Origin of the sequence: Gracilibacillus suaedae, assembly GCF_017599345.1 — a bacterium.
Classification (GTDB): domain Bacteria; phylum Bacillota; class Bacilli; order Bacillales; family Amphibacillaceae; genus Gracilibacillus; species Gracilibacillus suaedae.
In genome coordinates, this window is sequence record NZ_JAGFVL010000063.1 from 121,926 (window position 1) to 135,819 (window position 13,894).

Genomic DNA, 13,894 nt, shown 5'->3' on the forward strand with positions numbered 1-13,894 from the left:
TAGCTAGTAGATGCAGGAACATGGTAGTGCGTAGTTTAGAAAACATAGATATAACGTTACATAATGCGGGTGTAGTTTAGTGGTAAAACCTCAGCCTTCCAAGCTGATGTCGAGGGTTCGATTCCCTTCACCCGCTCCATGTCCCAGTAGCTCAGCAGGATAGAGCAACAGCCTTCTAAGCTGTGGGTCGGGAGTTCGAATCTCTCCTGGGACGCTAGTAAAAGCCTTGCAACGACAGTCGTTGTGAGGTTTTTTTAATTTTTAGTAGCAAATATTAAGTGGTGGGTGTTTCATTATTATGTTATAATATCCATCAAGGGAGCAAGTCTTCCTTCATTGTGTTCGGTCCTCATCACGATTAGTACGATCACTATTACCCTAACGTAGTAACAATGTGAAGAGGACTGTGTCGTTTTGTTTTAAGTGGAAAACTCCCCGTTTACAAAACACACTTTATAACTTAGACTATAATCAACCAAAGTGGCTAGGTGAAATGAGATATGTTCTTTTTAAGTGTATTAATTGTGTGTTTCATAATATTCCTATTACTTTCTTCTTTATTTAACTCGAATCATAAAGTAATCGTATCGTTAGTCGGTGCACTAGTTGTTAGTGTACTGGTTCAAGTTCTAGAAGATCAATTTTATTTGACCAGTATCATGATTGCTACTCTAATTATTTATTTTATTATAGCGAACGTTAAGGTATTTAAAAATGAACAGCTTAAGCTAATGGTTGCTGTGCTATTTAGTACGTCCATCGTGACGCTCGTGCTAACTTTTACATACTTCAATCAAATTTCTAATATATCTGATCGTGATGAGACCTTGAGAGTTATGTTTATCTATTATCCGCTGTTAATTATATTTATCGCTTGCTATACATATATGCTTCTTACTCTCTTCAATTTTAAAGTATTACAAACACCTAACCCCCTTCTATATATCGTGAATAAAATTCGTGGTTTCATGCGCATGATTCAACTTTTGTGGATTGCTTCACGAAAAGGTTTAAATCATTTGATTCAACAAGATCATGCGAAGCTGCCGCATGTAATTGCTGAAATTCTGGATAACATGGGTGGGATTTTTGTTAAGTTTGCGCAAGTATTATCAACAAAAAAAGATATTTTACCTAGTAACTACATCGATGCGTTTTCTAATTTACATGACCAAGTACAACCTCTCCGAACAGATGAGCTTAAAACAATTATTGATAACAAAATTGGTAACATTGATGATATTTATGAATCATTTGATATGCGACCAATCGCTGCAGCTTCTATTGGACAAGTCCATCTAGCGACACTTAAGTTAACTGGAGAGAAAGTGGTAGTTAAGATTTTAAGACCTAATGTTAAACAAAAGATGACAGTGGATTTAAATTTATTAATTCAATTTGTGTCATGGCTTTCAGAACGCTCGTCTAAAATTAAAAGAATTGGTTTAATAGAACTCGCAAAAGGGTTTAAAAAGAATCTTATGGAAGAAACTGACTTCGATATCGAGGCCCTGAATACAAACCTGTTAAGAAAAGCATTTAAGGAATACGATATTCATATAAGAGTGCCTAAAATCTATTCTGAGTATTCGAATAAGCATATATTAACGATGGAATATATAGAAGGAGATAGTTTTACAAAAGAAGTGACAACCGACGTTTCAGAAATGATCATGCACGCTTTTTTAAATCAAATACTGATGATTGGTATCTTTCATGCTGATCCACATCCTGGGAACATCATGTTAACAAAAAGTGGAGAAATTGCGCTAATTGATTTCGGCTCAGTTGGTTATTTATCAGATGATGAACGAGATGGGATGTTAAGTTTCCTATTGGGTTATAGCAATAATGATACGAAAGAGATGACACATGGTTTGATGAGGATTTGTGAAGGAGAAGATTCACGCGATGAAGATACTATAGAACGACGTCTCAGTAGACTTTTATCAGAAGCATCTTTTTCACATGATCCAACTAGTGTGATGATGAAACGACTGATGTCAATGATAACCGAGATGGGACTATCATTAAAACCAACTGTTGCCGGTGCTTTTAGAGCAATCGTTACTTTAGATGGGACATTGTCATCTGTAGATGAAGAATACTCCTTAACAACAGTGAGTGAATCATACGCGAATCATATTGATAAAGGACAGTTGGCTGAGAAGCGTCTAAGTAAAGTCAAGGGACAGTTAGAGGACTATATCCCGAAATTATTAGAATTGCCTATTCTTAAGGGCGATAAAATCACGATAGTTCATGAGAAAAATCATAACTTGAATGATTTTATAGGGATTTTAACAGTCAGCGTCTTTACAGTGATATGTCTGGTTGTCATGCTTACGAGCTTTTTCGTGCAAGGTGAGTTAATGCAATTTTTACTTGCTCCTTTATCTATGTTAGGCTTTGGAGTCGGTATGATAATAATTATCATGTCTGTGATTAGGTATCTGAAACCAAAAATATAAGTGTGATGACAATCTTACACATAGTTGATAATTAATAAAAAACATTGTGGCAGTTACCTACTTTCATTTCAACTCCTCAAGAATAGTCAACACTTTTTTCCATATAGCCTAATCTCGATAACTTGTTAACTAAAAAGGGCTAAGATGATATTTTTTAATTTTATTAGAATGAAATCAACGATCTTTGCCGGTGAAGTCGAATATGGAAAAACAATGTAAATAATGGATGCTACCCAACCTATTATTGTTATGGTTGCGAATGCAACTTTTTCTTTTACCTTGGTTGATTCTATTTTAGGCCATTGATAAATAAATATTAACAGTACTACTGCTGTTATACTGAGTATGTAGATCCCTTTCATATTCTTCACCTCTTACATTAAGGTATACTTCCTTGCCCTGTTCTTAAAACACTTGCCTTAATTTCAAATGTCACTTCTACAGAAGGAAATCTTTCTTTCCAATCTCGTTTTATTGACTTCCATTTGTCAGGGTGTTTTTGTCGGAATGTTTCACCAAAATCTATTATATCTACTTCCATCTCTTTTTGGACCATTTCTAGCGTGTCTGTTAGCCGCATTTCAATCTTTTGTGCTAACTCCTTTTCCAACATTTTATGTTTCTCCATATTTTTCAAGTCCCAATTTGTCTTATTCTGAATAACATCATCTATCGTTTCTACCTTTACCGTCATTTTTAATTGGTTGCCGTCTATTTTCGGGATCAGCTCTGTCCTTCCTTTAATTAATTTCATAGAAATAAGTCCATCTGCTTCTTCAGGTTTTACTGTAACGGTAGATTCTTTGATTTCATTCCTAAACCAGAGCACACCTCTAGTTAACCGATCGGTAATCGTTCCAATCATTCTTCCGTGTTCTAATATAGCTGAACGATTAATATACGCAATCGTTTCTAATGGTTGCTTTCCTTCTTCAGGAGGCAATATATCAATCATAGGAAGAATGGAAGCGCCTGATTCTCCCTTTAGCATTTCCATTAAGTCGAACAACGTCACCTTCATTAAAATTTCAGATTTAGCTAATTCTATTAGTACCTCGGACGAGCTTCTTTCCAAAGGAGGAAGTAATGCCATGATATCTTTTGCATTTCCTTCACTGATAAACACGTAACTTCTCAAACGTGGCTCAGGATGACGGATAAAGAAATCTAATTCTTCACGAATTCCTGTCTCAGCTAATTCCTTATTGATCACTATCGCTTCCGTGTGACTCCAAAGAATTTCCCGTGGAAGTTTTGTATCAAGATCCTCAATGGCTTTTGGTATAGATACACCTTTTCCCGTTTGAAGAATCGTTTTATTTCCTCCCGCCTGATTACCCTCTCCTCCTGCTCCGTCCCCTTCATTACCACTCGGGGAGTGTATTTCAACTGTTACTTCTACTTCTCCACCTTTTGTTTGATCCAGACCGACTCCGGTTACAACCCACAGATCATTGGTTTCCTTCCGATCCCAACAACCAGTGAGCAAAAAAAAGATGATACCAATGAAATAAATTACTTTCGTACATCTCACCGTTCTCGTCTCCCTTTCTGTTTGAAAATTCTCAGTTTTCGTATGTAGGCAACAAAGAAGAGAAACATTGGAATTATTACTCCATACACTAAAGTATCCATAAACCCTTGAGAGACTATACGAAAATGTTCGGCTGCCTCTGCTGAATTAAGGAAGGCCTGCATACCAAACACCCCGATCAATAAACCAACTGGTAATACAAGCGAGTGATAGTTTGAAAGGTTGAGCCATTGGGCAGTCCCCAACACCACTGCATAATAAAATACACAGATTTTGATAAATGTCCCCGCAAGCCAAATCGCCATAACAAGTGCTTCAAGATGAGACAAAAATTCAGCTATGCTAATATATCTCGTGGCGCTCATGAGGGGGGCATTAAAATTCTCCGTTACATTTCCAAAGACCAATATAATGATGATATTGGTTAACATCAACGTGAACGTAACAATTAGTACCGAAAACATTCCTGATTTCATTCCTTTTTCACGATTTGTTAAAAAAGGAAGAAAGAAGTAAATGATTCCGAATTGAGCAAACCATGTGTATAACGTAACCGAACCTTTTATGGAAGGCATCATCCCGTTTTCCATCACTGGCAGCATTCGCTTTATCTCTATATCTGGAAGGAGTAGAATGATGATGATAAAAAATAACAAGAAAAAAATCGGAACAACCATTTCAGCCAGTCTACCTATAACCTCGAGCCCACCGTGAACAGCAAATGCGCACAATAGAACCATCATTCCTATTATTACGAACTTCGGGGTGTGCGGGAGAAATTCACTAACAACGAATTCTCCATATTGCCAAATCATTACACTAGCAGAAGTATATAGTAATAACAACAAGACGAATCCAAGTAGCTTACCTAATAAGGTGCCGAGAATATGTTCACTGTATTGTATAATTGTATTATTGGGATAAAGTGTGTGTAACTTGTATGCGATATATACACTTAACAAACCTAAAGGACAAGCCCAAATTGGTGAGATCCAAATATCCTGTTTAGCAGCTTCATAAACTGTACTCGGAATAAAAAGAATCCCCGTTGCTATAATAGCGTGATACATTAAGATCCCCATCTGTAAGGCAGATATTTTTCCTTTTTCAATCATTTATTTCACCTCTACTTTACTCTTTCTCACCTCCCTTGTCGGCGGAAGGTTTTCTGATCGGAATCTTGCCGATATTCATTATATTCTCCCGTTAAATGGGGACGCGTATTTAATTTCCATAAAGGTGCTCGTATTAAAGTATCCTTCATATCCTTTCCTTTCATCGGTGCCATTGGAGAAAGGTAAGGCACACCGAAAGAACGTAACGTGCTCATATGTGTCAAAATAGCCAATAGTCCCATCATGATTCCTACCAGACCGAATGTTCCGGCGAGTAACATCATTGGGAAACGTAACATTCTAAAAGGGATCGCAATATTGTAACGTGGAATGGTAAAGGAAGCGATACCGGTAAGAGCAACGACCATGACCATAGGATCGGAAACTAAGCCAGCATCCACAGCTGCTTGGCCAATAACTAATGCTCCTACAATACTAACAGCAGCTCCTACTTGTTTAGGAAGTCTAAGTCCTGCTTCCCGTAATCCTTCAAATGTAATCTCCATAAGCAAAGCTTCAACTAGAGCAGGAAAAGGAACAGCTTCACGTGAATCCACCATAGTAAGTAGCAATGTAGTTGGCACCATCTCTTGGTGATAGGTAATAATAGCAATATAAAAAGATGGCAACAGAAGAGAAATGAACAAAAATAAAAAGCGCAACCAGCGAGTTGCCGTGGATATCATAAAATGATGATAGTAATCTTCTCCAGATTGAAATAAGGAATAGAACGTCGTTGGAGCAACTAAAACAAAAGGTGTACCATCTACAATAATAACTACACGCCCCTCAAGTAAATTAGAAACTGCTGTATCTGGCCGTTCCGTAACAAGTACTTGTGGAAAAGGTGAGTAAGAATTGTCTTGAATTAATTCTTCTATATACCCAGATTCTAATATCCCATCAATATCAATTCGTTTTATACGTTGACTAATTTCTTCAATCAACGTTTTATCCGATAGACCTTCAATATAGGTTATCATAATCGTAGTTTGTGTATAACGTCCCACCTTTAACGTTTTCATTTTTAATTGGGGACTTCTGATCTTCCTTCGGAGCAAAGAGGTATTTACCCCCGCACTTTCAGTAAACCCTTCGCGTGGACCTCTAACAACCAACTCACCAGACGGTTCCTCAACCCCTCGCTTCTCCCATTTAGCTAAACCCAGAGCAAATCCCTGTTGATTACCTTCCAATAACAAAATCGGATTACCAATGGATAACTGATCGATACAGGCATCAAAAGATTCAATTCTTGTGACCTCCGCAACAGACAGCCTCTGTTCAATCAAGGTTTTAGGATTGATAGATTGCTGATCAGCTTTTTGTATAAGTGGAGTTAATACATTACTATCCATTTCTTCAATATTTGACATGCCTTTTATATAAATTAATTGAGCCTTTGTCTGATCAGCAATTACAAATGAACGGAAAACCATATCTGAGCAATCTTTATAAAGAAAATGCAACACTTCTAGATTTTGGTCCAAATTAGGATAAAGAGGTTTTGGAACTAGTTTATCATCCTGCTGTTCTTTATTCTTTTGATTGAATTTTAACTTTCTTCGATTAAACACACGGCTCACACTTTCTCATGGTAATAGGGATATAAATCACATTTTCTGCCAATATACGTAGTATCACCTTATCAATCAAAAATATACCATTGTTGGAAATGTCTAAGTGTATGTGCCAGGCTTCCAATATTAAGGCAGTTTTTTTGAGAACGGTTTGTTTTTCTTTGTTTCTCACTCATTATTAATGGTTCAACCCAATATATCAAATTCTCTTGAGAGGAAGGAAGAGAGGCAACTATCCCAGTCATCTTAAAACCGGTTGAATAATTAATAATACCTTTTAATTAAGACGAGAAACTGCCTATTATATATAGGGGGCTAAAGGGCGTATGACAAGGTTAAATGGAGCTAAACAGATTGTTCCTGCTGCTAAAATGAAAGATGAAAAATGGCCTGAAAGTAAAGATTAAGTTATACAACGAACTTTTAAAGTGAAGAAAGGAAAGATTTTCACCATTCATTTTAATTACAATAAGAAGAAGCAGTTTAATGATTTTAAATTCACCAAAAAATAACAACAAAGAGGTGATAATATGGAAAAAGCAATTTTGGAAATTTTTGAGGATTGGGAAAAGAAGTTAGAAATCGATGAATGGTATTTTCAAAATTCATATGAGAGTCTGGTAGATGGGTTGAGTTCTGAAGAAGCATACAAGAATATTCCAGCTGTTATAAGGGTTTTACTTAATACAAAAAATAACTTTTTAATAGGTGAAACGTTGGAGATATTAATAGGTATATATAACATTGCAGATACTACAGAAATCCATCCTTATTTGCGAGAAAATAAAGTAGAAATAGGCATTCATATTCATACCTATGCAGATGACCAAGTTAAGGAGGTTTATAATGAATTAAAGTCGCTTTTGAGAATTAGCTAATTATATTTATTTTAATTTATTGTCGCTAATATGTCGCTTATTCGTTATGAATCAATGTTATTGATAGTGTATAATTTCTGTGAATGGACAGCAGCTTTCTAATTTATGGGGAAGGAGTTCAATTCTCTTTCGGATTGCCATCCTACTCCTTGCTACTACAGTCTTTGTTAGTCTGATCATTCAAGATTGAATGCTGATGATAAGTAGGATAAAAATATGTAACTTATGTAATGAGATACAGACGGGCGCCCATCTGTATCTACAAAGGAGGTTATAAACTGTGCGATACACTAAAAATCACATTAATAGCCGTAACCACCAGCGTAGGAAGCACCAATGATAATTAAGAGGATGAACAATACTACAATTAATGCAAAACCTCCACCGTAACCAGCTCCATATCCACTCATCGTAAGAAAACACCTCCTTAAACTCAGATAATGCATATTATGTAATATTTTCAAAAGTTGTAACGGACAGCTGCCATCCAAATTCGAAATAAACTGATTAATTAAGGACTAGAAAAGATATAAGAAGTGATCTTAAGATATCGTTTTTTAGACAGTAACAATTTTCTCGTTTATTTAGAGGACCTACTAAACGTGAGGTCCTCTAAATAAGTTATTGTCTACCTTGATTGCCCATATTTGTTACATTGGAAAGTAATCGTTGAACTTGTTGTCCTTGCCCTCGACCATTCATCATACTATATGCAGCAATACCGACTCCGATGGAACCAAGTACAGATAGCCATTGAATATTTCTCACCATAAACACCTCCGAAAGATATGTTGGCTTTATATAGCCTCTAATATTTTTTGGAGATTGGATAAAAACATGTATGGGAATCATTTCTCATTAATAAAGAAAGCATGGGAATGATGGAAGGGACATACAGATACTATATTTTATAAAAAGAATGGAATAAGTGGCTTTTTAAGGAGTATCAATTTGCTAAGTATCTGTGTGGGGAATACATGACTATTGCATTATTTTTTATTTTTCGAGGGATTGCGCAGATCCTTCACAACTAATAGGAAAGTAATAATAATAAAAATAATCATGCTTATTTGCGTGAAAGTGTGTTCCAAAGCTTGATGAATGCCAATGGAGAATCCTGTTAACAAAATAAATAGGTACGTTAATTGTTGTAATTTCATTTTTAGAATGGTGTTGAAGCAACACCAAATTCACCTCATTTCGGTTTAAACTTTATTTGTTGTATTTGTTATAATAAGAAGAAAAAGGCTGGTGATGATCAATCAAAGCTGTTTTATTCGATTTAGACGGCACTTTGTTAGACCGGGACTCGTCGATAAATATTTTTGTTGAAAATCAATATAATAAATATTATAAAGCTTTACAACATATAGATAAAGACCTGTATATAAGTCGTTTTATCGAACTAGATAACAGAGGAATGGTCTGGAAGGATAAAGTGTATCAACAGTTAGTTAAAGAATTCGCCATTATGGATTTAACATGGAAAGAGTTGTTAGATGATTATATAGGTCGGTTTTGTCATAGTTGTAAACCATTCCCAAGTCTGCATCAGATGTTAAACACTTTACAGAATATGAACATAAAACTTGGGATGATCACAAATGGAAAAGGCACATTTCAAAAGGATAGTATTAATGCTTTAGAAATTGATAAATATTTTTCGATCATTTTAATCTCAGAGATAGAAGGGATAAAAAAGCCAAACCCTCAAATTTTTGAAAAAGCTCTACAACATTTACAAGTACAACCGAATGAATGTTTTTTTGTTGGAGATCACCCCGAAAATGATATAAATGCTGCCAAACGAGTTGGCATGCAAACGATTTGGAAATACACATCTGATATTACATCAGGCAGTGCAGACTTTGTTATCGATCATTTAAATGAGATTCCGATTATCATTAAAAACTTTCAAGTATCAAACTAACCCGGATATTAAAAAGATCCTAATCACGATCATCATTACCAACCAATATTCATTCAGTCCTTCGCTGCACATCTGATGCTTGAGTAATATTAAAATAAACTTTATAATAGTATCTACTATCATAAGGAAAAGGCAGGTGAGACAATGGAAGAAGAAAGGGAAAACATCATTATTTTTCCTAAATGGAAAGATAATCTAGAAGGTAAAGCGAAAACAGCCATGCAGGAAAATCATTTTCAGGAAGCATATGACTTTTTTCATCAATTAACGGAAAATGGTGTCCGGTCACATGAAGTAATGACAGGTAAATTAATATGCATGATGGAACTTAACATGCACGATGAAGCGGAAGATTTGTGTGAAGAACTAATCACTAAAAAAGACGATTATTTTGCTTCTTATGTACATATTTATGCCACATTGTTATTTCAGTCAAGTAAGTATAATGAAGTGATGCTTCTCGTTGATGAGGCTTTAACGCAAAAAAAGATTCCTTCTCATATTAGAGATCAATTACGACATATGTATCAACTAAGTAAAGAATTACAGCAACAGGAAGATAGAAAATCATACATAGAAGTTCAGAAACAATTAGAGGAAGCAATTGAACAGAAAAATGATCGTCAGCAATGGTATATGGTGAAGCGCTTACTTCAGTTGGGAGTATATCACGATAAACCTTTTTTCAGAGAAATGTTAAAGAATCCGGAAATTCATCCAGTGGTAAAGACGGCATTATTAGAATATTATCAGAAAGTACAACCAGACCAACCGATACATATTGAAAAGTTTCAATTGACAGATGAAATACATATAAAAGAATTAAACGACCTTTTACCTGTTTCCTTTATAACAGGTGTTACCTATTGGTTAGATAATATACAACAGCAAGACCCAACTAAATACCAAATGATTCAATTCATAATAGAACGCTTTGCATATGTATACACCCCTTTCTTACCACAAAAGGAAAACTATCAACTTTTAGCTGAGTCGTTGTTGTATTATGTAAGCAGAAGTTTCCAACTCCTCGATCAGGAAGATGATCGCCAGGTTTCTGTTATCAAGGAACATTATTTAAAAATGATTGATATATCAGAGACACTTTATGGATCAATTTTAGATGTTTAATGCCTGGTGATAAAATTCATTGCAAAAAAAATACTACATACGTTATTATTATTGAAAGCAAATGCAATTATGTTATAATAAGATGGTTGCAATTTGCGTTCGGTCTATTATAGGATGGTATATTGAATGAACGTCAAATATACAGATTTTTTTATGTTGGAGGGAATTTAGAATGACAGCAAAGTGGGAAAAGCAAGAAGGTAATGTCGGCGTCTTAACGATAGAGGTAGATGCAGACAAATTCGATAGTGCTTTAGACCAGGCCTTTAAGAAGGTTGTAAAACAAGTACAAGTACCTGGGTTCCGTAAAGGAAAAATGCCGAGAGGAATGTTCGAAAAACGTTTTGGTGTAGAATCATTATACCAAGATGCTGTAGATATTATTCTTCCTGGTGAGTACACAAATGCAGTGGAGGAAACTGGCATCGAACCAGTAGACCAGCCAGAAGTGGATATCGAACAAATCGAAAAAGGTAAAAATCTTATTTTTACTGCTAAAGTTACGGTAAAGCCTGAAGTAAAACTTGGCGATTACAAAGGACTTGAAGTAGAAGAAGTAAGCACAGAAGTTACAGATGAAGATGTAGAAGAAGAAATCAAAAAGCAACAAGAACAACAAGCTGAATTGGTTGTAAAAGAAGAAGGCGAAATCGAAAATGGTGATACTGCTGTAATCGATTTTGAGGGCTTTGTTGACGGAGAAGCATTTGAGGGTGGTCAAGCGGACAATCACTCATTAGAAATTGGTTCAGGCTCTTTCATTCCAGGTTTCGAAGAACAACTAGTTGGTAAGAAAGCAGGAGAAGAAGTAGCCGTAGAGATTACTTTCCCTGAAGAATACCATGCAGAGAACTTAGCTGGAAAAGATGCTACTTTTAAGGTGAAAATCCATGAAATTAAAGCAAAAGAACTTCCAGAATTGGATGATGAATTTGCTAAAGACGTGGACGAGGAAGTAGAAACACTTGATGAGCTAAAAGAAAAAACAAAGAAACGTCTTCAAGAACAAAAAGAAAACGAAGCTGATACCAACAAACGTGAATCTTTAGTTCAACAAGCGTCTGAAAATGCAGAAGTGGAGATTCCAGAGGCAATGGTACAATCTGAATTAGATCGTATGCTTCAAGAATTTGAACAAAGATTACAAATGCAAGGCATGACATTAGACATGTACTTCCAATTCTCTGGTCAAGATGAAGATGCGTTAAAAGAGCAAATGAAAGAAGATGCTGGAAAACGTGTTAAAACGAACTTGACATTAGAAGCAATTGCTGCTGCTGAGGATGTTGAAGTAACAGACGAAGATGTTGAGAAAGAATTAGAGTCTATGGCTTCTATGTACAATATGGAAGTGGATCAAATCAAACAAGCGCTTGGTGGAAACACTGCAGCACTTCAAGAAGACTTAAAATTCAAAAAAGCAATTAATGTCCTTGTAGATAATAGCAAATCAAAATAAACAGTATAAGAAAACAAGGTGCGAAATCTCGTACCTTGTTTTCTATAAAGTGAGACTGTGATCAGGTGGGGGGTTAGGCCTCATTGATCATTTGTAAAACTTATCAAGGTGTTAGCATCTGTTATCCCTAAACATGTGCTTGTGTTACTTGGCGCTTGAAGTGGGTCTTACAGATGGCTAGCAACGAGAAGACATATTTAACCTTAATCCTTCCTAACAATACAGCCCCAATTTTTTTACACAAATAATAGATGAATGAAATAGAAGGATATACATTTGGTAAGACTAACATATACATAAAGAAAACTCTTCTCCTAAAAAAGGCAAACTATTTGTAATCGATGTGAAAGACTGATACTCTTTACAAACGTGAAAAAGTGTATTACTTTTTTATTTTGGAACAATTTGATATGATTGCCTAAAGACGAAAGGTGTTCAATCGTTTTTATGAATCATAGGAGATATTTTTGAACAAGGGGTGAATGTCATGTATAAATTTAATGAAGAAAAAGGTCAATTGAAATGTTCATTCTGTGGAAAAAGCCAAGACCAGGTTCGTAAGTTAGTCGCTGGACCAGGTGTTTATATATGTGATGAATGTATTGAACTTTGTACAGAGATTGTGGAAGAGGAATTAGGTACAGAAGAAGAAGTGGAATATAAGGATATTCCAAAACCACAAGAAATCTGTGAAATTTTGGATGATTACGTTATCGGACAGCAAAAGGCAAAGAAAAACTTATCAGTAGCCGTATACAATCATTATAAACGTATCAATTCACCAAAATCGAAAGATGAGGTAGAATTGGCGAAAAGTAATATCGCAATGATTGGTCCTACGGGTAGTGGTAAGACATTGCTTGCGCAGACACTTGCACGTATTTTAAATGTGCCGTTTGCTATAGCGGATGCAACATCATTAACAGAAGCAGGTTATGTAGGGGAAGACGTTGAAAATATCTTATTAAAGCTTATTCAAGCTGCTGATTATGACGTTGAAAAAGCGGAAAAAGGTATTATCTATATTGATGAAATTGATAAAGTTGCTCGTAAATCAGAGAACCCTTCTATTACACGTGATGTTTCTGGTGAGGGTGTGCAACAGGCATTATTAAAAATTCTTGAAGGCACAACAGCAAGTGTACCTCCACAAGGTGGAAGAAAGCACCCGCATCAGGAATTTATTCAAATTGATACCACTAATATTTTATTCATTTGTGGTGGAGCATTTGATGGTATTGAACAGATCGTGAAGCGTAGACTTGGTAAGAAAGTTATTGGTTTCGGTGCTGACGCTGACAACCAGGAATTAGATAAAGCGACCCTGCTTTCAAAAGTACTTCCAGAAGATTTATTACGCTTTGGTTTAATTCCAGAATTCATTGGGCGTCTGCCAGTTATCGGAAGCTTAGAGCCACTGGATGAAAAAGCACTAGTGGATATTTTAACAAAACCAAAAAATGCTTTAGTAAAACAGTTTAATAAGCTTTTCGAAATTGATGACGTTGAGTTAGAATTTGAAGAAGGTGCACTGGAAGCTGTTGCTCAAAAAGCAATTGAAAGAAAAACAGGTGCTCGTGGTTTAAGGTCTATTTTGGAAGGGATCATGTTAGATGTTATGTTTGAACTCCCTTCACGTGAAGATATTAAGAAGTGTATTATTACAAAAGAAACAGTTACTCAAGAGAATGGTCGACCAAAACTAGTCCATGAGGATGGAACAGTTCTTGACCTTGAATCTCCAAAAGAAAGTGCTTAATAGGTAAAAAAAATCCCTTGTTGTTTCAACAAGGGAT

At 35.6% G+C, this 13,894-nt stretch carries 12 protein-coding genes and 2 tRNA genes; 8 read left to right on the plus strand and 6 right to left on the minus strand.

Annotated features, from left to right (window positions below; all coding sequences use genetic code 11):
* Positions 1–65 precede the first annotated feature (65 nt).
* The 3 genes from J5J03_RS21205 to J5J03_RS21215 all read left to right on the plus strand — a co-directional run bounded on the left by J5J03_RS21205 (position 66) and on the right by J5J03_RS21215 (position 2,471).
* A tRNA-Gly gene (locus J5J03_RS21205) sits at positions 66–139 on the plus strand.
* 1 nt (position 140) lies between these two features.
* A tRNA-Arg gene (locus J5J03_RS21210) sits at positions 141–214 on the plus strand.
* Positions 215–500: 286 nt separating this feature from the next.
* A complete protein-coding gene (locus tag J5J03_RS21215; protein ID WP_208592392.1) occupies positions 501–2,471 on the plus strand; it encodes an ABC1 kinase family protein in 1,971 nt (656 codons plus the stop codon).
* Between the two features lie 125 nt (positions 2,472–2,596).
* Here J5J03_RS21215 and J5J03_RS21220 read toward each other — a convergent pair whose 3' ends face one another.
* Genes J5J03_RS21220 through J5J03_RS21235 form a run of 4 tightly spaced genes read right to left on the minus strand, consistent with a single transcriptional unit; the run spans position 2,597 to position 6,697 of the window.
* The gene (locus tag J5J03_RS21220; RefSeq protein WP_208592394.1) at positions 2,597–2,833 is read right to left on the minus strand and encodes a hypothetical protein; all 237 of its coding nucleotides are present in this window, start codon (positions 2,831–2,833) and stop codon (positions 2,597–2,599) included.
* A gap of 17 nt (positions 2,834–2,850) precedes the next feature.
* Positions 2,851–4,005, minus strand: coding sequence for a Ger(x)C family spore germination protein (locus J5J03_RS21225; RefSeq protein ID WP_208592396.1), 1,155 nt, complete (start codon positions 4,003–4,005; stop codon positions 2,851–2,853).
* Positions 4,002–5,120, minus strand: coding sequence for a GerAB/ArcD/ProY family transporter (locus tag J5J03_RS21230; RefSeq protein WP_208592398.1), 1,119 nt, complete (start codon positions 5,118–5,120; stop codon positions 4,002–4,004). The genes J5J03_RS21225 and J5J03_RS21230 overlap by 4 nt, the downstream gene beginning before the upstream one ends.
* Positions 5,121–5,146: 26 nt before the next feature.
* Complete coding sequence (locus J5J03_RS21235) at positions 5,147–6,697, minus strand: spore germination protein (protein WP_407927861.1); 1,551 nt, start codon at positions 6,695–6,697, stop codon at positions 5,147–5,149.
* Positions 6,698–7,230: 533 nt separating this feature from the next.
* On the opposite strand from J5J03_RS21235, the gene J5J03_RS21240 reads away from it, so the two are divergent.
* Positions 7,231–7,578 (plus strand): ABC transporter, encoded by a 348-nt coding sequence (locus tag J5J03_RS21240; protein ID WP_208592402.1) that lies wholly within the window; start codon positions 7,231–7,233, stop codon positions 7,576–7,578.
* 302 nt (positions 7,579–7,880) lie between these two features.
* Here the strand turns inward: J5J03_RS21240 and J5J03_RS21245 are convergent, their stop codons facing one another.
* Together J5J03_RS21245 and J5J03_RS21250 are read right to left on the minus strand one after the other, a co-directional pair.
* Complete coding sequence (locus J5J03_RS21245) at positions 7,881–7,988, minus strand: YjcZ family sporulation protein (RefSeq protein WP_208592404.1); 108 nt, start codon at positions 7,986–7,988, stop codon at positions 7,881–7,883.
* A 211-nt stretch (positions 7,989–8,199) separates the two neighbouring features.
* The gene (locus tag J5J03_RS21250; protein WP_208592452.1) at positions 8,200–8,346 is read right to left on the minus strand and encodes a hypothetical protein; all 147 of its coding nucleotides are present in this window, start codon (positions 8,344–8,346) and stop codon (positions 8,200–8,202) included.
* Between the two features lie 493 nt (positions 8,347–8,839).
* Here J5J03_RS21250 and J5J03_RS21255 point away from each other — a divergent pair, with 493 nt between their 5' ends.
* The 4 genes from J5J03_RS21255 (at position 8,840) to clpX (ending at position 13,857) form a co-directional block, all read left to right on the plus strand.
* A complete protein-coding gene (locus J5J03_RS21255) occupies positions 8,840–9,508 on the plus strand; it encodes an HAD family hydrolase (RefSeq protein WP_208592445.1) in 669 nt (222 codons plus the stop codon).
* A 144-nt stretch (positions 9,509–9,652) separates the two neighbouring features.
* Positions 9,653–10,639, plus strand: a complete 987-nt coding sequence (locus J5J03_RS21260; RefSeq protein ID WP_208592405.1) for a tetratricopeptide repeat protein — start codon at positions 9,653–9,655, stop codon at positions 10,637–10,639.
* 172 nt (positions 10,640–10,811) lie between these two features.
* Positions 10,812–12,098: a trigger factor gene (gene tig, locus J5J03_RS21265; protein WP_208592408.1), complete on the plus strand. Its 1,287-nt coding sequence runs from the start codon at positions 10,812–10,814 to the stop codon at positions 12,096–12,098.
* 487 nt (positions 12,099–12,585) lie between these two features.
* Positions 12,586–13,857 (plus strand): ATP-dependent protease ATP-binding subunit ClpX, encoded by a 1,272-nt coding sequence (gene clpX / locus J5J03_RS21270; RefSeq protein WP_208592410.1) that lies wholly within the window; start codon positions 12,586–12,588, stop codon positions 13,855–13,857.
* Positions 13,858–13,894 lie beyond the last annotated feature (37 nt).

Coding starts and splice junctions, on each gene's coding strand:
- J5J03_RS21245 (WP_208592404.1), bottom strand. CDS start 7,988: ATGAGTGGATATGGAGCTGGTTACGGTGGAGGTTTTGCATTAATTGTA.
- J5J03_RS21240 (WP_208592402.1), top strand. CDS start 7,231: ATGGAAAAAGCAATTTTGGAAATTTTTGAGGATTGGGAAAAGAAGTTA.
- tig (WP_208592408.1), top strand. CDS start 10,812: ATGACAGCAAAGTGGGAAAAGCAAGAAGGTAATGTCGGCGTCTTAACG.
- J5J03_RS21260 (WP_208592405.1), top strand. CDS start 9,653: ATGGAAGAAGAAAGGGAAAACATCATTATTTTTCCTAAATGGAAAGAT.
- J5J03_RS21230 (WP_208592398.1), bottom strand. CDS start 5,120: ATGATTGAAAAAGGAAAAATATCTGCCTTACAGATGGGGATCTTAATG.
- J5J03_RS21220 (WP_208592394.1), bottom strand. CDS start 2,833: ATGAAAGGGATCTACATACTCAGTATAACAGCAGTAGTACTGTTAATA.
- J5J03_RS21215 (WP_208592392.1), top strand. CDS start 501: ATGTTCTTTTTAAGTGTATTAATTGTGTGTTTCATAATATTCCTATTA.
- clpX (WP_208592410.1), top strand. CDS start 12,586: ATGTATAAATTTAATGAAGAAAAAGGTCAATTGAAATGTTCATTCTGT.